18 protein-coding genes are annotated in these 19,225 nt (G+C 73.1%); 9 read left to right on the top strand and 9 right to left on the bottom strand.

Annotation, left to right across the window (positions count from 1 at the left end):
• Positions 1–15: 15 nt before the first annotated feature.
• Positions 16–1,725 carry an MFS transporter gene (locus LWC35_RS17455; protein WP_232871205.1) on the bottom strand — a complete coding sequence of 570 codons (1,710 nt, stop codon included), beginning with the start codon at positions 1,723–1,725 and terminating at the stop codon, positions 16–18.
• A gap of 148 nt (positions 1,726–1,873) precedes the next feature.
• Here LWC35_RS17455 and LWC35_RS17450 point away from each other — a divergent pair, with 148 nt between their 5' ends.
• Together LWC35_RS17450 and LWC35_RS17445 are read left to right on the top strand one after the other, a co-directional pair.
• The gene (locus LWC35_RS17450) at positions 1,874–3,076 is read left to right on the top strand and encodes a YncE family protein (RefSeq protein ID WP_232871204.1); all 1,203 of its coding nucleotides are present in this window, start codon (positions 1,874–1,876) and stop codon (positions 3,074–3,076) included.
• Positions 3,073–3,573, top strand: coding sequence for a DUF2127 domain-containing protein (locus tag LWC35_RS17445; RefSeq protein WP_232871203.1), 501 nt, complete (start codon positions 3,073–3,075; stop codon positions 3,571–3,573). Before LWC35_RS17450 ends, LWC35_RS17445 begins: the two co-directional genes overlap by 4 nt.
• Here LWC35_RS17445 and LWC35_RS17440 read toward each other — a convergent pair.
• From LWC35_RS17440 to LWC35_RS17415, 5 genes are all read right to left on the bottom strand, one after another.
• Positions 3,570–4,664 carry an NAD(P)-binding domain-containing protein gene (locus LWC35_RS17440; RefSeq protein WP_232871202.1) on the bottom strand — a complete coding sequence of 365 codons (1,095 nt, stop codon included), beginning with the start codon at positions 4,662–4,664 and terminating at the stop codon, positions 3,570–3,572. The two genes, LWC35_RS17445 and LWC35_RS17440, sit on opposite strands and share 4 nt — an antisense overlap.
• Before the next feature lie 67 nt (positions 4,665–4,731).
• Complete coding sequence (locus tag LWC35_RS17435) at positions 4,732–5,712, bottom strand: pyridoxal-phosphate dependent enzyme (RefSeq protein ID WP_232871201.1); 981 nt, start codon at positions 5,710–5,712, stop codon at positions 4,732–4,734.
• A gap of 13 nt (positions 5,713–5,725) precedes the next feature.
• Positions 5,726–6,046, bottom strand: coding sequence for a putative quinol monooxygenase (locus tag LWC35_RS17430; RefSeq protein WP_232871200.1), 321 nt, complete (start codon positions 6,044–6,046; stop codon positions 5,726–5,728).
• A 16-nt stretch (positions 6,047–6,062) separates the two neighbouring features.
• Positions 6,063–6,851 carry a vWA domain-containing protein gene (locus LWC35_RS39320; RefSeq protein ID WP_308194571.1) on the bottom strand — a complete coding sequence of 263 codons (789 nt, stop codon included), beginning with the start codon at positions 6,849–6,851 and terminating at the stop codon, positions 6,063–6,065.
• A 209-nt stretch (positions 6,852–7,060) separates the two neighbouring features.
• Positions 7,061–7,945 (bottom strand): AAA family ATPase, encoded by an 885-nt coding sequence (locus LWC35_RS17415; RefSeq protein ID WP_232871199.1) that lies wholly within the window; start codon positions 7,943–7,945, stop codon positions 7,061–7,063.
• A 237-nt stretch (positions 7,946–8,182) separates the two neighbouring features.
• Here LWC35_RS17415 and LWC35_RS17410 point away from each other — a divergent pair, with 237 nt between their 5' ends.
• Positions 8,183–9,787, top strand: coding sequence for a class I adenylate-forming enzyme family protein (locus tag LWC35_RS17410; protein WP_232871198.1), 1,605 nt, complete (start codon positions 8,183–8,185; stop codon positions 9,785–9,787).
• Here LWC35_RS17410 and LWC35_RS17405 read toward each other — a convergent pair.
• Positions 9,765–11,399, bottom strand: coding sequence for an AMP-binding protein (locus tag LWC35_RS17405; protein ID WP_232871197.1), 1,635 nt, complete (start codon positions 11,397–11,399; stop codon positions 9,765–9,767). The two genes, LWC35_RS17410 and LWC35_RS17405, sit on opposite strands and share 23 nt — an antisense overlap.
• Positions 11,400–11,511: 112 nt before the next feature.
• Between LWC35_RS17405 and LWC35_RS17400 the strand changes: the two genes are divergently transcribed.
• The 6 genes from LWC35_RS17400 (at position 11,512) to LWC35_RS17375 (ending at position 16,359) form a co-directional block, all read left to right on the top strand.
• Positions 11,512–11,961, top strand: a complete 450-nt coding sequence (locus LWC35_RS17400) for a hypothetical protein (protein WP_232871196.1) — start codon at positions 11,512–11,514, stop codon at positions 11,959–11,961.
• Positions 11,958–12,338 (top strand): hotdog family protein, encoded by a 381-nt coding sequence (locus tag LWC35_RS17395; RefSeq protein ID WP_232871195.1) that lies wholly within the window; start codon positions 11,958–11,960, stop codon positions 12,336–12,338. The genes LWC35_RS17400 and LWC35_RS17395 overlap by 4 nt, the downstream gene beginning before the upstream one ends.
• Before the next feature lie 89 nt (positions 12,339–12,427).
• A complete protein-coding gene (locus LWC35_RS17390; RefSeq protein WP_232871194.1) occupies positions 12,428–13,813 on the top strand; it encodes a phytoene desaturase family protein in 1,386 nt (461 codons plus the stop codon).
• A 4-nt stretch (positions 13,814–13,817) separates the two neighbouring features.
• Positions 13,818–14,930: an LLM class flavin-dependent oxidoreductase gene (locus LWC35_RS17385; protein ID WP_232871193.1), complete on the top strand. Its 1,113-nt coding sequence runs from the start codon at positions 13,818–13,820 to the stop codon at positions 14,928–14,930.
• Positions 14,927–15,310 carry a nuclear transport factor 2 family protein gene (locus LWC35_RS17380; RefSeq protein WP_232871192.1) on the top strand — a complete coding sequence of 128 codons (384 nt, stop codon included), beginning with the start codon at positions 14,927–14,929 and terminating at the stop codon, positions 15,308–15,310. The genes LWC35_RS17385 and LWC35_RS17380 overlap by 4 nt, the downstream gene beginning before the upstream one ends.
• Positions 15,307–16,359: an LLM class flavin-dependent oxidoreductase gene (locus tag LWC35_RS17375; RefSeq protein ID WP_232871191.1), complete on the top strand. Its 1,053-nt coding sequence runs from the start codon at positions 15,307–15,309 to the stop codon at positions 16,357–16,359. The genes LWC35_RS17380 and LWC35_RS17375 overlap by 4 nt, the downstream gene beginning before the upstream one ends.
• Before the next feature lie 385 nt (positions 16,360–16,744).
• On the opposite strand, the gene LWC35_RS17370 is transcribed toward LWC35_RS17375, so the two are convergent.
• Both LWC35_RS17370 and LWC35_RS17365 read right to left on the bottom strand, forming a co-directional pair.
• Positions 16,745–17,287 carry a DinB family protein gene (locus LWC35_RS17370; RefSeq protein ID WP_232871237.1) on the bottom strand — a complete coding sequence of 181 codons (543 nt, stop codon included), beginning with the start codon at positions 17,285–17,287 and terminating at the stop codon, positions 16,745–16,747.
• A 197-nt stretch (positions 17,288–17,484) separates the two neighbouring features.
• Positions 17,485–19,194, bottom strand: a complete 1,710-nt coding sequence (locus LWC35_RS17365; RefSeq protein ID WP_232871190.1) for a glycerol-3-phosphate dehydrogenase/oxidase — start codon at positions 19,192–19,194, stop codon at positions 17,485–17,487.
• Positions 19,195–19,225 lie beyond the last annotated feature (31 nt).

Below are 19,225 nucleotides of genomic sequence, written 5' to 3'. Positions count from 1 at the left end.
CGGCCCCGACGACGCTCAGGCGGCGGCCCGGTCCGTGGCGGGCTCGGCCGCCGGCTCGGTGTGCACGTACTTCCCGCCGCGCAGCAGGCTCGCGACGGCGGCGACCAGGCAGGCCGCGGCGGCGAAGCCCAGGGCGAGGTCGAGGCCGTCGGCGAAGGGACCGGAGATGAGGTCCGGGAAGAACGCCCGGCCGGTGAGATAGCCCGCCTGCTCCGGGGTGAGTGCGCCGAGCACCTGCGGGCCGAGCAGCGTCTGGATCGGGTTGTAGCCCAGCAGGGCCGCGAACAGCGTCGCGACGGGCGGCAGCGCCGAGATCTGCTGCGCGACGGCCGTCGGCACGCCCTGGCCGGTCAGGCCGGTGAACAGCGCGCCCGGCAGGCTCCGCGACAGCCCGAGGATCAGCATCGAGAAGAAGATGCCGATCGACAGGACCGTGGCGGCGTTCTGGAAGGTCGTCATCATGCCTGCGCCGGCGCCTCGGCTGCGGGCGGGCAGGCTGTTCATGATCGCGGCCCGGTTCGGGGAGCCGAACAGCCCGTTGGCCAGCCCGTTGAGCGCCAGGATCAGCGCGAACGCCCAGTACGGGAAGTCGACGGGCAGCAGGTCGAGCAGCAGGAAGCTGGCCGCGGCCGCGATCATGCCGCCGGTGGCGAAGGCCCGCGCGCCGTACCGGTCGGACAGGATCCCCGAGACCGGGCCGGCCACGAGGAAGCCGATCGTCAACGGGACCATGTAGATCCCCGCCCAGAGCGGCGTCTGCTCGAAGGCGAAGCCGTGCCGCGGCAGCCAGATCCCCTGCAGCCAGATGATCAGGATGAACTGCAGGCCGCCGCGGCCCAGCGCGGCGAGCAGGTTGGCGAGGTTGCCGGCGGTGAAGGCCCGGATCCGGAAGAGCCCGAGCGCGAACATCGGCTCGGCCACCCGCGTCTCGATCACGGCGAACACGACCAGCACCGCCGCACCGCCGAGGATCAGCCCGAGCACGAGGGGGTCGGTCCAGCCCATGGTGTGCCCGCCGTAGGGCTGGATGCCGTAGGTGATCCCGACGAGCACGGCGACCAGCCCGACGGCGAAGGTCAGGTTGCCCCACCAGTCGATCCGCGCGTGCCGCCGCTCGCCGACCTCGCGCAGCATCACGTACGCCCAGACGGTGCCGAGCACGCCCACCGGCACCGAGACGAGGAACACCAGGTGCCAGTTCACCGGGGCCAGCACGCCGCCGACCACCAGCCCGACGAAGGAGCCGGAGATGCCGGCCACCGAGTTGACGCCGAGGGCGAGCCCGCGCTGGTGGTCGGGGAAGGCGTCGGTGAGGATCGCCGTGGAGTTGGCGAGCAGCAGCGCCCCGCCGACGCCCTGCAGCACCCGCATCACGATCAGCCAGATCGCGCCGGCCGGACCCTGCAGCCAGGTCGCCGCGAGCAGGATCGAGAACACGGTGAACACGGCGAAGCCCAGGTTGTACATCCGCGTGCGCCCGAACATGTCGCCGAGCCGGCCGAAGCTGACGACGAGCACCGCCGTCACCACCAGGTAGCCCATGATCAGCCACAGCAGGAACGAGATGTTGCCGGGGGCGAGGGGGTCGATGCCGATGCCGCGGAAGATGTCCGGCAGCGCGATCAGCAGGATCGACATGTTGATCGTGACGATCAGCACGCCCATGGTGGTGTTGGAGAGCGCGACCCACTTGTAGCGGCCGGGCGCGACATGATTCCTGAGCATCGCTAACGAGCTTACGGTCGTCCGTGTCCGTACCGGTAGCGTTCGCGGACCTGATCGGGCTGCCAGGGGCCGCGGACCCTGGCGGTGCCCCGGCCCGGCGGGCAGGCTGTCCGACCGGGGCGGTCCGAGCGACGGGGGAACGTGCGTGATGGGTGTGCGGGGGCGGCTCGCCGCGGCGGCGGTGGTCGGGCTGACGGCGCTGGTCACGGCCTGCAGCGGCGGCGGGACGTCCGCGTCCCCGCCCACGTCGGTGCCGACCGCCGCCCCGCCGCCCGGAGCCGGCACCACGCCCGCCCCGGCCGCGGCCGGCGAGGCGCTGCCCGGCATGCCCCCGGTCACCAACGCCCGCAACGTCTACGCCGACGCAGGGGCGAACATGCTCTCCGACGCCGCGAAGGCCGCGAAACCCCTGGTCTACGTGCCGCACACCAAGTCCGGCGAGGTCCGCGTGATCGACCCGGCCACGTTCGCGACCGTCGCGACCTACCGGCCGGGCGGGGAGCTGCAGCACGTCGTGCCCTCCTGGGACATGCGCACGCTCTACGCCACCGACGACATCCTCAACAAGGTGGTGCCCTTCGATCCGGTGACGGGGAAGCCGGGCGCGCCGATCCCGGTGCAGGATCCGTACAACATGTACTTCACCCCGGACGGGAGCTCGGCGATCTCCGTCGCCGAGGCCCAGAAGCGGCTGGTCTTCTACGACCCGCACACCTGGGTGCAGCAGGGGGAGCTGCCCACCCCGGAATGCGCCGGCATCGACCACGCCGACTTCACCCCCGACGGCCGCACCGCGGTGTTCACCTGCGAGTTCGCCGGGCGGGTCGCGGTGGTCGACGTCGCGCGCCGCACCCTGCTGCGCACGATCGACATGCCGACCCGCAACACCCACATGGGCCCGCAGGACATCAAGCTCGCCCCGGACGGCTCGGTCTTCTACGTCGCCGACCACGACCAGAACGGCCTCTGGGTGCTCGACGGCGCGGCCACCCGGGTGATCCGCGAGATCCCGACCGGGCACGGCGCCCACGGCCTCTACCTCTCCCGGGACGCGACGCGGCTCTTCGTCACCAACCGGCACGAGGGCTCGATCAGCGTGCTCGACGCCTACACCGGTGCGCTGGTCACGACCTGGCACATCCCCGGCGGCGGCAGCCCCGACATGGGCAACGTGTCCGCCGACGGTTCGCAGCTGTGGCTGTCGGGCCGCTACGACCGCGAGGTGTACGTGCTCTCGACGGCCGACGGCAGCCTGCTCCGCAAGATCGACGTCGGCAACGGCCCGCACGGGCTGTGCGTGTGGCCCCAGCCGGGGCGCTACTCGCTCGGCCACACCGGGATCACCCGGTGAGCCCCGACGAGCAGGGCACGGTCGCCGGGTCCCGCACTGACCGGCTGTTCAAGCTCGCCCTGCTCGTCAAGGGGATCGACGGCGCGGCGGAGCTGATCGGCGCGATCGTGCTGGTCGTGGTGTCCGGCGCGGCCGTGCACCGGATCGTCGCCGAGGTCCTCGCCCACGACCTGCTCGGCCCGGCCGACGGCACGCTGGCCCGGCACTTCGTCGCCGGGACCTCGGAGTTCGTGTCCGGCGACCGCACCTTCGCCGTGCTCTACCTGGCCCTGCACGGGGTGGTGAAGCTGGCGCTGGTGGTGGCGCTGCTGCGCAGGTGGCTGCCCGCCTACCCGGTCGCGGTCGTCGTCCTGCTGGTGTTCGTGGTGTACGAGATCATCCGCGCGGTGCACACGGGCTCGGTGCTGCTGCCCTTCCTCGCCGCACTCGACCTGGCGATCACGGCGCTGGTGATCCGGGAGTACCGGATGTTGCGCCGGGATCGTCGCGCAACCTAGGCGGCGGCCCGCTCCCGCAGCCGCCGCACGATCTCGTGCGCGGCCGCCCGGCCCGCGCGGTTGGCGCCGACGGTGCTGGCCGAGGGCCCGTAACCGACGAGGTGCACACGTGGATCGGCGACGGCGCGGGTGCCGTCGAGCGCGATCCCGCCGTGTGGCGAGCGCAGGTGCAGGGGGGCGAGGTGCCCGATCGCCGGCCGCCAGCCGGTGGCCCACAGGATCACGTCGGCCGGCTCGGTGGTGCCGTCCGCCCAGGCCAGGCCGTCGGGGGTGATGCGGGCGAACATCGGTCGCCGGTCGAGCACACCGCTCTCGATCCCCGCCCGGTACGCCGGGGTGAGCGGCAGGCCGGTCACGCTGACCACCGGCCGCGGCGGCAGCCCCGCGCGCACCCGCTCCTCGACGAGGGCGACCGCCTCGCGGCCGGCGACGTCGTCGAACGGGCCCTCGCGCCAGCGCGGCGGTGTGCGGGTGACCCAGGTGGTCGCGGCGGCGACCGGCGCGATCTGCAGCAGGAACTGCACGGCCGAGGTCCCGCCCCCGACGACCACGACGCGCTGCCCGGCGAACGCCTCCGGCCCGGGGAAGTCGACGGCGTGCAGCTGCCGGCCGCGGAAGTCCCGGGCGCCCGGGTACGCGGGAACGAAGGGGCGGGTCCAGGTGCCGGTGGCGTTGACGAGGGCCTGCGCGGTCCAGGTCCCGGCGTCCGGGTCGACACCGGTGGTCGGCTCCGCCTCCACCGCGAGATCCGAGCCCACCGACCGCACCGCGGCCACTCGCACGGGCCGGCGGACCTGCAGGTCGAACTCCCGCTCGTAGGCCGCGAAGTACTCCGGGACCACCTGGTTCGCGGGCCGGTCGGGGTCCTCCGGGGCGAAGTCCAGCCCGGGAAGCGAGTGGATGCGGTGGGCGGAGAAGGCGTCGCCGGCCACCCGCAGCGTGTCCCAGCGGTGCCGCCAGGCCCCGCCCGGCGCCTCCTCGGCGTCGAGCACCACGAACCCCGGCCCGGGCTCGAGCCCGGCCCGGCGCAGCCCCCAGGCGGCCGAGAGCCCGGCCTGCCCGGCGCCGATCACCACGACCTGCGTGTCCACGCCGTCTGGAACGCGCGGGCCCCGTCGATCAGTCCCGTCGATCGACACCGTCGCTCGGTCGCGGCGGTCAGTCCCGGACGCCCAACCGGTCCGCCCAGGCCTCCACGTCGGCGAAGGTCGCGTTGCCGCCGCACACCACCAGGCCGAGGCGGGCGCCCGGCCCGACGCGGTCGAGGACCCGGCGCGCGGCCGGGACCAGGCACCCGGCGGCCGGTTCGGTCCAGAGCTTGGCGTGCGCGGCCAGGTCGAGGGTCCCGCGCACGGCCTCGCCGTCGGGGACCACGAGGATGTCCGTGACCAGCGCCGTGACGTGCTCGTACGTCAGCCGGGAGGCCGACGGGGCGCTGAGCGAGGTCACGATCGACGACAGCGCGACCGGCGTCGGCCCGCCCGCGGCGACGGCTGCGGACATGGCCTCGGCGCCGGTCGTCTCCACGCCCCACACCCGCAGGTCGGGCCGGCGGGCGCGCAGCGCGGCCGCGACGCCGGAGATCAGCCCGCCGCCCCCGATGCTGACCAGGACGTCGGTGAGCTCGCCGGCGTCGTCGGCCAGCTCCAGGCCCACGGTGCCCTGGGCCGCGACGACCACCGGGTCGTCGAAGGGGTGCACCATCGTCCGGCCTGCCGCCTGCAGCTCCGCGGCCAGCGCGAAGGCCCCGGCGATGTCCGGGGTGAGCTGCACGTCCGAGCCGGTGGCCCGGCACGCCGCGACCGTGCGCGACGACGCCGACTCCGGCATCACCACCGCCGCCTCGACGCCGAGCGCGGCCGCCATCTCGGCGACGGCGAGGCCGTGGTTGCCGCCGCTGACCGCGACGACGCCCGCGGCCCGTTCCTCCGGCGTGAGCGACAGCAGCTTCGCGGTGGCGCCGCGGGCCTTGAACGACCCGGTGCGCTGCAGCAGCTCCAGCTTGGTGGTGACCGGCACCCCGAGCAGGGCCGACAGGCCCGGGCTCGCCACCGTCGGCGTCCGGACGACGTGCCCGGCGATGCGCTCGGCGGCGGCGACGATCTCGGGGAGGCCGATCAGGGAGCTGCTGACAGTCACACCGGGAGGCTACTTAGATCGTGCCCTGCTCCGGGGTGCCGGCGGGGATCGGCGTGAAGGTCTTCACGTCGAGCGGGCGGGCGAGCCGGCCCTTCAGCGCGGCGCCGACCTCGGCGAGGGCCGGTGCGGCGCCATGGGTCTTGAGCGCCTCGGCCGACTCCCAGCGCTCCACGAACACGAGGTCGGTCGAGTCGCCGGTGCTCTCGTGCAGGGCGTACTTCCCGCAGCCCGGCTCCTCGTGGACCTTCGGGATGGCGGCGAGGAACGCCTCCCGGACGGCCTGCTCCTCGCCGGGCTTGGGCGAGATGGTGGCGACGACGATCACGGGGCTCATCGGGTGTTCTTCTCCTTCAGCGGTTGAGGATGCGGTTGAGGGCGGGGGCGACGTCGCGGTGGGTGTGCACCGGGTGCAGGGTGCCGTGGCCGAGGCGGGCGAGGTCGCGGCCGAGGGGGAGGTCGTGCTCGCCGTCGGTCTCGAGCAGGACGTGCAGCTCACCGAACCGGCGGGCGAGGTCGCGGGGGTCGGGGCCGGCGTTGTGCACGGCGTCGGTGAGCAGGATGGCGGTGCGCCGGCGGGCGGCGGAGCGGGCGAGCTCGGTGTGCGCGACCGAGAGCCCGAACCCGACGTTGGTCAGCCCCCGGGCCGGGATGCGCAGCAGCTGGTCGAGCAGCGTCGAGGGGGTGGCCGGGGTGGTGAGCGGCTTGAGCACCGCGGCGTCGGACCAGAACGCCACCAGGGCGAGCTGGTCGGAGGCCCCGGACAGGTCCGCGGACAGCGCGGCGACGGTGGCCGCGGCGATGCGGACCTTCTCCCCGCGCATGGATCCGGACACGTCGACGATCAGCACCGCGGCCCGCCGCGAGCTCATCCGCTCCCGCACGATGATGTCGGTGTCCTCGGGCACCGGCCGCTCGGCGAGCATCTCGATGGTCTTGTCGAGGTCGATGTCGTCGGAGCGGTAGGCGTAGGGCACCGACGCGAGCGCGCCGGTCCCGCGTTCGGCGCGGGCGTCGCGGGGCCGGCGGCGCACCGACAACCGGCGCGCGATGGCCTGGGCCATGGAGGCGACCACCGGGTCGGGCGGGGTGTCCTCGAGCAGCTCGCCGAGCTCGCGCTGCCGCGCGGTCTGCGAGGTCACCAGCACGCCCTGCCCGCCGGCGGGCAGCTCGTCCTGCCCGCCGGAACGGTCGGGGTTCAGCTCGGCGACGACGGGCGCGCCCTTGCCCTGGGAGAACAGCTCGGGTGCGGTGTCGAGGCGCTTGGGCTTGCGCCGCAGCGGGGCCAGGGTCCGTCGCTCACCGGGGTCGGCGGTGGGCAGCGCGACGGCGATGTCCTTGGGGTCGAGGTTCAGGCGGTGCGGGCCCGGCGCTGCCCGCCGGGGGCGGAGAAAAAATGGTTCTCCCAGATCTCGGTGATGACCCGCTCCGGCGTGGCGTCGGAGGCCTCGTCGACCCCGACCCGCGCGGACAGGGCCAGCAGGGCGGCGTCGAGCACGACCCGGCTGTGCTCCGCGCCCGGGTCGATGCGCTGCAGCTCCATCGCGATCGCGACCAGGTCGATCGCCCCGCGGACCGACGAGCCGCGGCGCAGCTCGGGGTGGACGCGGGTGGCCCGGGTCAGGGCCACGCCGTCGTCGATCAGGGCCCGGTTCTCGCAGCCGGTGCGGCGGGCGACGATGTCGCCCTCCTCCTCGGCGGACTGGTAGCCCACGGCCAGGCGGCACCAGCGGTCGTAGACCGAGTCGGAGATCCGGGCGGTGCCCACGTTGTCGAACGGGTTCATCGAGGCCAGTACCCGGAACGTCGGACCGGCCGTGAGGGTGCCGACGCGGGGCACGGTGACCGCGCGCTCGGCCATCGCGCCGAGCAGCACGTTGAGCGTGTCCTCCGGGGCGCGGTTGAGCTCCTCGATGTAGAGGAACCCGCCGCGCTGCATGGCCTCGACCAGCGGGCCGGGCACGAAGTTCTCCGCGGAGTAGTCCTCCTGCAGGACGCGGGCGGGGTTGTGGTGCCCGACGAGCCGGGCGGGGGTGAGCTCGGCGTTGCCCTCCACCAGCACGAACGGCACGTCCCAGTGCTCGGTGATGGCCCGTAGCATCGTCGACTTCGACGTCCCCGGCGGGCCCTCGAGCAGGATGTCGCGGCCGGCGGCCACCGCCGCCAGCACCAGGGTCAGCTCGCGGTCGCGGCCGACCACGGCCTGCGCGATGGCGTCCCGCGCGGCGCCGTCCACCGTGGGGCTCGTCGTTGATGCACTCACATCACCATCCGACAGGCCCGGCGAACGTTCGTCAACCCGGCTCTTGAAACGGCTACCGGTCGGTCGGTAGACAATGTGTCGCGGGCCACGGCGAGGTGGTCCGCCCCGAGGATCCCCCGAGGAGGACCCGCCCGTGAATCCGCACGCCTCCCTCCTGCGCCACAGGCACGCGGGCACGATCATCCGCGGCATCGTGGAGTTCGACCGCTGATGCCCCGCCGCTGGATCGCCCCGACCACCCTCGGCGACCTCGTCGACCGGCGTGCGGCCGAGCACCCGGCCGACGAGGCGCTGGTGTTCCCGGACGGAAGGGTCACCTTCGCCGAGCTCGCGGAGCGCGCGCAGCGGTACGCGCGCCGGCTCCTCGGGCTCGGCGTCGGTCGCGGCGACCGGGTGGGGACGCTGCTCCCGGCGTCGGTCGACCTGGTCGCGGTGATGATCGGGGCGGCGAAGATCGGGGCGGTCTCGGTGCCGGTCAACGCCAGGTTCAAGGCCGTGGAGCTGCGGCAGATCGTGGTGCACTCCGGGATGCGGGTGCTGGCGACGGACCAGGCCTCGGTCCCGCTGGTCCGCGAGGCGACGGCGGAGGGCGCGCCGGAGCTGCACCACGTCCTCGTCCTCGACGACCCGGACTCGATCGCGGCGGCCGACCGCTCGGCCGGGACGGACGAGGAGGTGGGGGCACGCCAGCCCGGCGTGCGCGTCCGGGACACCGCGGTGGTCGTCTACACCTCGGGGACCACGGCCGCGCCGAAGGGCGCGATGCTCAGCCACGAGGCCCTCACCCGGCTCGCCGACGGGATCGGCGAGCGGATGGGGCTCACCCCCGCGGACCGGGTCTGGACGGCCATCCCGCTCTTCCACGGCGGCGGCATCACGTTCCTGCTCAGCTGCCTCGCCGCGCGGGCCGCCTTCGTCCACCCCGGCTACTTTGACCCCGCGACGACCCTCGAGCTGCTCACCACCGAGCGGGTCACCGTGGCCCTGGCCGCGTTCGAGACGATCTGGATGCCCGTGCTGAACCGGCCGGACTTCGCGGACCTCGACCTGTCCGCCATCCGCCTGGTGATGGCCGTCGGCGTGCCGGAGCGGTTGCGCGACATGGCCTCCCGGCTGCCCAGGGCGGTGCACGTGTCCTGTGTGGCGATGACCGAGTCGTCGGCCTTCCTCTCGCTCGGCCGCACGGACGATCCGCTGGACAAGCGCGTGACGACGGGCGGGCACCCGATGCCGGGGATGGAGGTCCGCGTCGTCGACCCGGAGACCGGCGCCGATCTCCCGCCCGACACCGAGGGCGAGCTGCTCTTCCGCGGGCCCACCGCCTTCGACGGCTACTTCCGCGACCCGGAGCGCACGGCCGAGGTGATCGACGCCGACGGCTGGTTCCACACCGGCGATCTCGTCGTGGCCGACGCGGACGGGCGGCTCACCTTCCGCTCGCGGCTCAAGGACATGCTCAAGGTCGGCGGTGAGAACGTGGCCGCGGCCGAGGTCGAGGGGTACCTGCTCGGGCACCCCGCGGTGGACCTGGTCGCGGTGGTCGCCGCCCCCGACGCCCACTACGTCGAGGTGCCCGCCGCGTTCGTGCAGCTCAAGCCGGGCGCGACCGCCACGGAGCAGGAGCTGATCGAGTTCTGCGTCGGGCGGATCGCCACCTACCGCGTACCGCGCTACGTCCGGTGGGTCGCGCCGGGGGAGTGGCCGATGTCCGGCACGAAGATCAAGAAGTACCTGCTGCGCGAGCGGATCGCCGACGAGCTGAAGCAGCGCGGCGTCACCGAGGCACCGCGGGTCACGACCCGGCCCGGGAGCTGAGGACCGGGGCCTCGGTGATGCCCGCGGCCTTCAGCTCGTCGGCCAGCCGCTCCTTGAGGCGGAACTTCTGCACCTTGGTCCCGGACATCGGGAAGTCGACGACGAACCGCACGTACCGCGGCACCTTGAAGGTCGCGATCCGGCCGAGGCAGAAGGCGATGAGCTCCTCCTCGGTCGCGGTCGCGCCCGGCTTGAGCTGCACGAACGCGGCGGGCACCTCGCCGTAGCGGGCGTCCGGCGCACCGACGACCTGGACCAGCCCGACCGCCGGGTGCTCGCAGAGGAAGCCCTCGACCTCGGCGGCGGCCACGTTCTCGCCGCCGACCTTGAGCATGTCCTTGAGCCGCGACACGAACCGCAATCGCCCCGCCTCGTCGGCGACGACGAGGTCGCCGGAGGCGAACCAGCCGTCGGCGTCGATCCGGGCCGCGGTGGTCTCGGGATCGCGGTGGTAGCGGACCAGCCGCGAGGCGCCGCGGAACCGGAACTCGCCCGGGACCCCCGGCGGTACGGGCTCCCCGGTCTCCGGGTCGACGACCTGTGCCTCCATGTGCCGCAGCGGCACGCCGCTCGTGGTCGCCCGGACCTCGGCCGGGTCGGCGGGCGAGCCCATGCAGCAGAACCCGAACGACTCGGTCATGCCCAGGCAGGAGGTCTGCACGGCCTGCGGCAGCCGGGCCTGCATGGCCCGCATCCGCTCGGGCGCGCCGACGTTGATCACCAGTCGCAGGGCGGAGAGGTCCGCCTCGGGAAAGCGCGGGTGCTCGAGGACCGGCACCCAGATCGTCTCGAAGGCGGGGAAGCCGATCGTGCAGCGCTCCCGTTCGAGCTGGTCCAGGGCCCGGCCGGGCTCGAACGTGCCGACGTGCACCATCCCGCAGCGCCCGGCGAGCGCGGCGATCGCCACGTCGAACCCGCCGCAGTGGAACATCGGCAGCGGCGCCCAGAACCGGTCGTCGGGCCGCAGGCCGAGTCGCTCCGCCACGGCCCCACCCTCGGCGACCAGCGAGGCGTGATCGTGCACGCAGCCGCGTGGCCGCGAGGTGGTGCCGGACGTGTAGAGCATGAGGATCGGGTCGGACGCCCGGAGCGCCCGTCGGGCTTCGTCGGCCGCGTCGAGATCCGAGGAGGCCGGGTCCGCGGACCCGGCCAGCCCGTGCAGGAGCCCGACCGCGGGCTCGTCCAGCGCGACCACCGCGCGCAGCAGCGGGGCGGCGTCGAGCGCGAGCCGGCCCGATGCGCCGTCCGCCAGCCCGGGAAGCGCCTCGTGCAGCACCGGCGCGAACCCGGCGGTGGTGACCAGCAGGCGCAGGTCGGCGTTCTCGATCATGTAGCTCAGCTCGCGGGGCTTGAGCCTCGGGTTGAGCGGCACCGTGACCGCACCGATCCGGGCCGCGGCGAGCCAGAGGCGGTAGCTGTCCAGGCAGCCGTGCAGGAGCAGCCCCACGGCGTCCCCTGCCCGCACGCCGAGCGCCCAGAGCGCGGCGGAGAGCCGGCGCGTCGACCGGGCCAGTTCGGGATAGGTCTCGCGGCCGTCGGGGAACACGACACCCTGGTCCGCCGCGTCCACCGCGCGGCGCTCGAGCAGGTCGGGAACGGTGGTGTCCGGCATCCGCGTCGGCCTCCGATCTGTCCAACGACCGTTTGACAGTCGAACCGTAGCAACGGCGCCGGGGTGCGTCGAGGAAGCTGACTATCAACCGACCAGTAGGTACGCTGCCCCCGTGATCACCGAGGAGGAGCTCGCCGGCACCGTCGGTCACAGCATGCCCGGAGGCACCGCACGCGTCGAGCACTACGCGGACTGGCTGCTCCGGGACGCGCTGGGGGCGCCGCCGGGCGAACCGGGCCTCGCGCACCCGACGTTCGCGTTCCTCGCGGCGCAGGGGGGCGTGGGGCTGAGCCTCGAGGAGGTCTTCGCCGTCTTCGGCGCGTCCTCGGCCGACGGCCCGATGCTCGGGGAGTGGGCGGTGGACTTCGCGGAGCCGCTGCGGCTCGACGTGGACTACGCCGTGACCTGTGTCGTCGAGGCCGCCTGCCGCAAGACCGGCGCGCGGACGGGCGTGTTCGACCTGGTCACGGTGCGGATCGAGCTGACTGGTCCGGACGGGCGGGTGCACGTGACCGTCCGGCCGACCTACGTGTTCCCGCGTCGTTCGGCGGTGCGGGCGTGAAGGTGGGGGACCTGCTGGCGCAGCGCGTGGTCGAGTCGGTCGACCCGGAGAAGATGAAGATCGCCGCGGCACTGCTGCGGGACCCGAACATGATCCATCTCGACCCGGCCGTGACCGAGCGGCTGGGCATGGGATCGCGGGTGGTGAACCAGGGGCCGTTGAACCTGGGCTACGTCCACACCCTGCTCGAGGGGTACGGGCAGGTGGTCGCCTCGCGCTTCCGGTTCCACGGGAACGTGGTCGCCGGCGACCGGGTCGTCGCGGGCGGCCGGGTCACGGCCGTCGACGGGGACCTCGTCGACTGCGAGGTCTGGCTGGACGTGACGGGCGGGGCACGGGCAGTCTCGGGGACGGTGCGGATCCGCCGTGCGCGGTGAGCCGGACGCCGGTTCCCGGAAGCGGGCGCTTGCGTGATCCGTCCTGCCGTGACACCGTGTCAAACGGTCGGTTGGTAGAGAGAGGTGTCATGCCGAGCTACGACGTCGTGGTCATCGGGGCCGGGGCCGCCGGGCTCTCCGCGGGAGCGCTCCTGGCCAAGGAGGGCAAGCGGGTCGTGGTGCTCGACCGCAGCCCCTATCTGGGCGGGCGCGCCATGGCCGTGCCGGACGAGGGGTTCACCGTGAACCTCGGCGGGCACCTCATCGAGGACGGCGGGTCGGGCATCACGAAGGTGTTCTCCCACGTCGGCAAGGAGCTGATCCACGGCGAGGTCAGCAACGACATGCCGATCTGGGAGAACGGCAAGGGCTGGGGCTCCGTCCGGGACCGGTACACGGATCGGACCGAGCTCAAGAAGGTGATCAAGGCCCTCGTCGAGACGCCGTACGAGGACCTCGACGACTGGGACGACCGCTCGCTGCGCGAGTGGATCCACCAGTACACGGACGACCAGGGCGTGGTGGACCTGTTCGAGTTCATCTCCGTGCTGGAGTGCATGACCGACAACTGGTACGACCACTCCGCCAGCGACAACCTCTACGTGCGCAAGATGCACTTCGAGGAGCGCAACACCGCGGCCTACTCCTGCTGGCCCGGCCAGGGCTGGGACGGGATCTGGCGCGACCTCGCCGACGCGATCACGTCGAACGGCGGGGAGCTGCGGCTGGGGACGGCGGTCGAGCGGGTGATCATCGAGAACGGGGCGGTGCAGGGCGTGGCGGTGGGCCGCGAGCCCAAGGTGCTGCCCAACGAGTTCTTCGAGGAGGAGATCCTCACCGCACCCGCGGTGATCTCCACGCTGCCGGTGTGGACCGTGCTGAACGTGGTCCCGCGCTCCGCGCTGCCCGAGTGGTACGCGAGCCAGATCGAGTTCCTGGCGCAGGACAAGTTCCGGATCGCGTGGCTGGGGCTCTACCTGGCCACCGAGGAGCCGGTCACGCAGTTCGACCCGCGCGAGCTCGCGACCTGGACGTCGACGCCGTCGACCCAGTGCTCGGGCTTCATGTTCGACCAGTCCGCGATGGACCCGTCGTGCTCGCCGGAGGGCACGCACCTGCACGTGATGGGCGCGATCATCCCCGGCGCCAAGGGCCGGGACCGCGAGTGGTGCCGCGCCACGATGGAGGCGTTCGAGCGCGACGCCGAGGTCATGTGGCCGGGATTCGCCAAGCCGATCTGGCGGCGCCGGCACCTGGTGTTCGAGCCCAGCTTCGGCGTGATCCAGATGCCCGGGCTGGTGGGGAAGTACCGGCCGCACTGGCGGGCGCCCAACGTCGAGGGGCTGTGGTTCGCCTCGGAGACCTTCCGCAGCCGCGGCATCGGCACCGACCGGGCCGCGCGGGCCGCCCTGACCTGCGTCGAGGACTACCTCGGCGCCCGGATCCCGACCTTCGGCGACGGGTGGAGGTACTAGAGACGTGAACCGCCTGCAGTTGGGCGTCCCCGGCCAGATCATGCCCCCGGCGGACGCGGCGGTGAGGTTCGCGCAGCGCAGCGAGGCCGAGGGGTACGACGCCGTGTGGTGGCCGGACCACCTCATGGGCTGGCACGCGGACACCATGTGGACCCCCGACCTCACGCCGCTGGCGAAGGCCCAGGCCAACCCGCACACGTACTTCGACCCGATGGTCATGATGGGGGTCGTGGGGGCGCAGACGGAGCGGATCAAGGTCGGCGTGGTCGTCACGGACCTGATCCGGCGCAACCCGGCGATGGCCGCGGCCACGGCGTTGACCCTGGACCACGTGACGCGCGGGCGCGCGATCATCGGGCTGGGGTCGGGGGAGAAGCTCAACGTCACGCCGTACGGGATGTCCTTCGACAAGCCCGTCGCCAGGCTGTCCGAGGGCATCGACGTGATGCGCCTGCTCTGGGAGGCCGACGGTCCGGTCGACTATCAGGGGCAGTTCCACACGCTGGACAAGGCGGTGCTGGGCCTGTCGCCCTTCGGCGACACTCCGCCCGAGATCTGGACCGCTGCGCACGGTCCGCGGATGCTGCGGCTGACCGGGTCGAAGGCGGACGGCTGGCTGCCCACCAAGATGACCGCGCCGGACTACGGCAAGGCGCTCACCACGATCCAGCAGGCCGCGCAGGACGCCGACCGCGACCCCTCGAAGATCACCCCGGGGATGCTCGGCTACCTCCTCATGGGCCCGGACGAGGAGACCGTCCGGCGGCTGACCGAGGCGCCGCTGGTGCGGGCGCTCTGTGTGCTGCTGCCCTCGCAGGTGTTCCGGGACCTGGGCGTCGAGCCGCCCCTCGAGGCGGGCTCGGGCTTCCACGACTTCATCCCGACGACGATCCCGCGCGAGGAGTCCCTGCGGATCATCGACGCGATCCCGCCGGAGGTCGTGCGGCACTACGCCTTCTGCGGCACCCCCGAGCAGGTCGCCGAGGAGCTGTACGAGTACCGCGAGGCCGGGCTGGAGCACCTGGTCATGTGGAACATCACGGCGTTCGGCGACCCGTCGCTGGCCAAGTGGTCGTTCCGGGCGATGGCGGAGCTGAGGAAGCTGGTGGGGTCGTGAGTGCCGGGTCCCCGGGCAGGGCAGCGGTCGAGGGCTACTTCGCCGCGATCAACGCCGACTCGTTCGCGGACCTCGCCGAGGTCTTCGCGGAGGACGTCGAGATCCACACGGTCGGGGCGAAGCCGGTCGTGGGGCGGGCGGCGGCGCTCGCGCACTTCCCGAAGGTCCTGGCGGACTACGCCGAGCACTCCGACCGGGTCACGCGCTGGATCGAGACCCCCGAGGCGATCGTCACCGAGATCGACTTCGAGGGGAAGCTCGCCGACGGCCGGCCCGTCGGCTTCTCCGCGCTCGACGTGTTCGACCTGCGGGACGGGCGGATCACCGGGGTGACGACCTGGTACGACACCCGGGACGTGCGGCGCCAGGTGCTCCCGTGAGGCTGGGTGTCGCCCTGCCCGTCGACGACGGGCTCGGTGTCCCCGAGTACCTGCGGCTCGTCCGGGCGGCCGAGGACGCGGGGTACGACTCCGCGTGGGTCGGCGAAGTGACCGGGCCCGAGGTCTTCTCGATGCTCGGGGTGCTGGCCGCGAGCACCTCGCGGATCCGCCTCGGGTCGGGGATCGCCACGGTCTACCCGCGCTCGCCCGCGCTGGCCGCGATGGGCTTCGCGACGCTCGCCTCCGCCGCTCCCGGGCGCATCCTCGCGGGACTGGGGGCGAGCAGCCCGATGGTCACCGAGGACTGGCACGGCCGCGCGCACCACCGCCCGCTCGCGACGATCGAGGGCTACGTCCGCGTCCTGCGGGCGGCCTGGGCGGGAGAGCGGGTCTCCGTGGAGCATCCGCGCACGCAGGGCTTCCGGGCCACGCTCCTTCCGCCCGAGCCACCGCCGATCGTCGTCGGCGCGATGAACCCGAAGATGCTGCGGCTCGCCGGCCGGGTCGCCGACGGCGTGTTCCTCACCTGGTGCCCGGTCGACGAGATCGCGGCCGAGCTGGCCCTGGTCCGCGAGGGGGAACGCGAGGCCGGCCGCGAACCGGGCAGCGTGTGGGCGATGGTGTCCTTCTGGGCCTACGCCGGCGACCGGCTGCCCGAGGGCACGGAGCGGCTGCGCCGGCTCTGCCTGCAGTACGCCATGGTCCCGACCCACGCGGGCTCCTTCGCCGGCGTCTTCCCGGAGATCGCCCGCGCCACCGAGCTGTGGCGCGCGGGCGACCGCCGCGCCGCCCTCGCCCTGGTACCCGACGAGGCGGTGCACCGGCTCTGCGCGGTCGGCACGGGGGAGACCGTCGCCGCCCGCGCGGCGGCGATGCACGAGGCCGGCGTCGACCTCGCCGTCCTGCTCACCCCCGGCGCCGTCCCCGGCGAGACCGACGGCCCCCTCCAGACCATCACCCGCGCCGCGGCTGCCGCGGGCCTGCTGCAGACCGACCGCGCCGCAGCGAGCGAACGTGACCGGAGCGCTTCGCCGACCACCGCACGGTGACGCCCGCACCGATCGGGCCCTGACGTCTCGCCCGGGACAACTCCGAGGGTGACCGCAATGTTGTGGGCGCAGCAGTCCTGTGCCGCTCGGCTCGATCTCGTGGGTGTGGCCGGCTCCGCCGGCCCGTCACCCATGATCGCTGCGAGCGTGCCGGGAGCGCTCCCGGCACAACAACCTCGTCGCGCTCGAATGATCATGGTGGTGGGTGAGGTCGCTCCTCACCGAGGCCCGTCTCATGATCACTGCGAGTGTGACCACAGCGTTACCAGCACCGCGGTCCTGTGCCGCTCGGATCGACCATGTTGCCGGCCACGTGCAGGGGATCACGCCCCATGATCGCGGCGAGTGGGACGAGAGCGCTGCCGCCGCGGCGGTCCCGTGCGGATCAGCCCATCGTCTTCGCGCCGTCGATGGCCTCGCGGATGATGTCGGCGTGGCCCGCGTGCTGGGAGGTCTCGGCGATCACGTGGAGGAGCACCCGGCGCAGCGACCACTCCGCGCCGGGCTCGAACCAGGGGGCGCTGGGCAGGGGCCGGGTGGCGTCGAGGTCGCCGGTGGCGACCAGCTCGTCCGTCGCGGCGGCGACCCGGTCGTAGTGCTCCAGCAGGGCGGGGAGGGTGTCGGCGTCGGTGAGCACGAACCGGGGGTCGACGAACTCGCCGGACTCCATCGCGGCCCGCATCGCGTCCGCGTCGAACCCGTCGTCGAAGTCGGCGTCGCCGCCCATCGCCCCCGGCTTGCCGAGCGCGAAGTCGACCCAGCCCTGCTCCGTGTCGGCGACGTGCTTGATCAGCGACGCGAGGGTCAGAGCGCTGACGGTGCTCCGGGTGCGGGCCTGCTCCTCGCTCACGCCCGCCACGGTCTGCCGCAGGAACCCGCGGTGCCGGCGCAGCGACTCCAACAGGTCCGCGCGCTCGCGGGTGAGCATGGTGGTCACGGGGGCCTCCTCGCGTCGGACACCAGGTCGGGCGGGCACCGTACCGCGAGAAGGGGCCAGGATGCGGCCACGCAGTATGGCTCCACAACGCGAATCCACGGCCCCCGAGAGCGCATTATGGTTCCATAACGCGAAAAGGCGCGGTCGGAATTCGCGTTATGGAACCATGATGCGACGGTCTCGCGGGATCAGTTGACGGGAACCACGTCCGGTGCGCCCATGCGGGCGGAGTCGGCGGTGGCGTCGTCGGGCATGGTCTGACTCTCCCGCTCGGCGGCGACCCGCCCGCGGTAGTGCTCGACCTCCTTGGCCTTCTGCTCCTCGGTCCAGCCGAGCACCGGGGCCATCAGGTCCGCGGCCTCCTGCGCGGCGCCGAGGCCGCGGTCGAAGGTCTCGATGCTGGTGCGGGTGCGGCGGGTGAGGACGTCGTCGAGGTGCCGGGCACCCTCGTGGCTGGCCGCGTAGACGATCTCGGCGCGGATGTGGTCCGGCGCCCCCGCGAGCGGCTCGCCGAGGGTCTTGTCCTCGGCGACCAGTTCGAGCACCTCGTCGATCAGCGACCCGTAGCGGCACAGCAGGTCCTGGATCCGGGCCGGGTGCAGGCCCGAGCGCTCGGCGATGACGTGCACCGAGTTCTGCAGCGCTTCCCAGCCCTCGGCGCCGAGCAGCGGCACGTCCTTGGTCACGGACTCCGGGACCTTGGCGTCCATGCCGTGCACGGCCGCGTCGACCGCGTCCTTCGCCATGACCCGGTACGTCGTGTACTTCCCGCCCGCGACGACGACCAGCCCCGGTACCGGGGTGGCGACGGCGTGCTCGCGGGACAGCTTCGACGTCGACTCCGACTCCCCGGCCAGCAGCGGCCGCAGCCCCGCGTAGACGCCCTCGACGTCCTCGTGGGTCAGCGGCTGCTCCAGCACGGAGTTGACGTGTTCGAGCAGGTAGTCGATGTCGGCCTTCGACGCGGCCGGGTGCGCCTTGTCGAGGTCCCAGTCCGTGTCGGTGGTACCGATGATCCAGTGCCGGCCCCACGGGATCACGAACAGCACCGACTTCTCGGTGCGCAGGATCAGCCCGGAGTCCGAGCGGATGCGGTCCCGCGGCACCACGAGGTGGATGCCCTTGGACGCGCGCACGTGGAACCGGCCGCGCTCGCCGGCCAGGCCCTGGGTCTCGTCGGTCCACACGCCGGTGGCGTTGATGACCTGCTTGGCCCGCACCTTGATCGTGTCGCCGGTCTCGAGGTCGTGGACCTCGGCGCCGATGACGCGGCCGGACTCCTTGAGCAGCCCGACCACCCGTGCCCGGTTGGCCACGCGCGCCCCGTAGGCCGCCGCCGTGCGGGCGACGAACATGGTGTGGCGGGCGTCGTCGACCTGGGCGTCGTAGTACTGCAGGGCGCCGACGAGGGCGTCCTTGCGCAGCGACGGCACGATCTTCCGTGCGCCGCGCCGGGTGAGGTGCCGGTGGTGCGGCACGCCCCGGGACTCCCCGGAGAGCAGCCCGAGGGTGTCGTAGAGCGCCACGCCGGTGCCGGCGTACAGCCGCTCCCAGAGGTGGTGCTGGAGCGGGTAGATGAACGGCACCGGGTGGACCAGGTGTGGGGCGAGCTTCTGGATCAGCAGCCCCCGTTCCTGGAGGGCCTCGGCGACGAGCCGGAAGTCCAGCATCTCCAGGTAGCGCAGGCCGCCGTGGATGAGCTTCGAGCTACGGCTCGACGTCCCGGAGGCGAAGTCACGTGCCTCGACCAGGCCGACGCGCAGGCCGCGGGTGGCGGCGTCGAGGGCAGCACCGCTGCCCACGACACCGCCACCGACGACGAGAACGTCGAGCTCCTCCCGGCCCATGTCCTCCAGCGCCCGCGTGCGGGCGGCGGGGGAGAGCGCGACGGATCTCATGACAGGTCTTCCTTTCCAGCGGGAGGCCGAT

It is taken from the genome of Pseudonocardia kujensis, assembly GCF_021283305.1.
GTDB lineage: Bacteria > Actinomycetota > Actinomycetes > Mycobacteriales > Pseudonocardiaceae > Pseudonocardia > Pseudonocardia kujensis.
The sequence above is the reverse complement of the archived record's forward strand: the minus strand, read 5'-3'. Positions and strand labels throughout refer to the sequence as shown.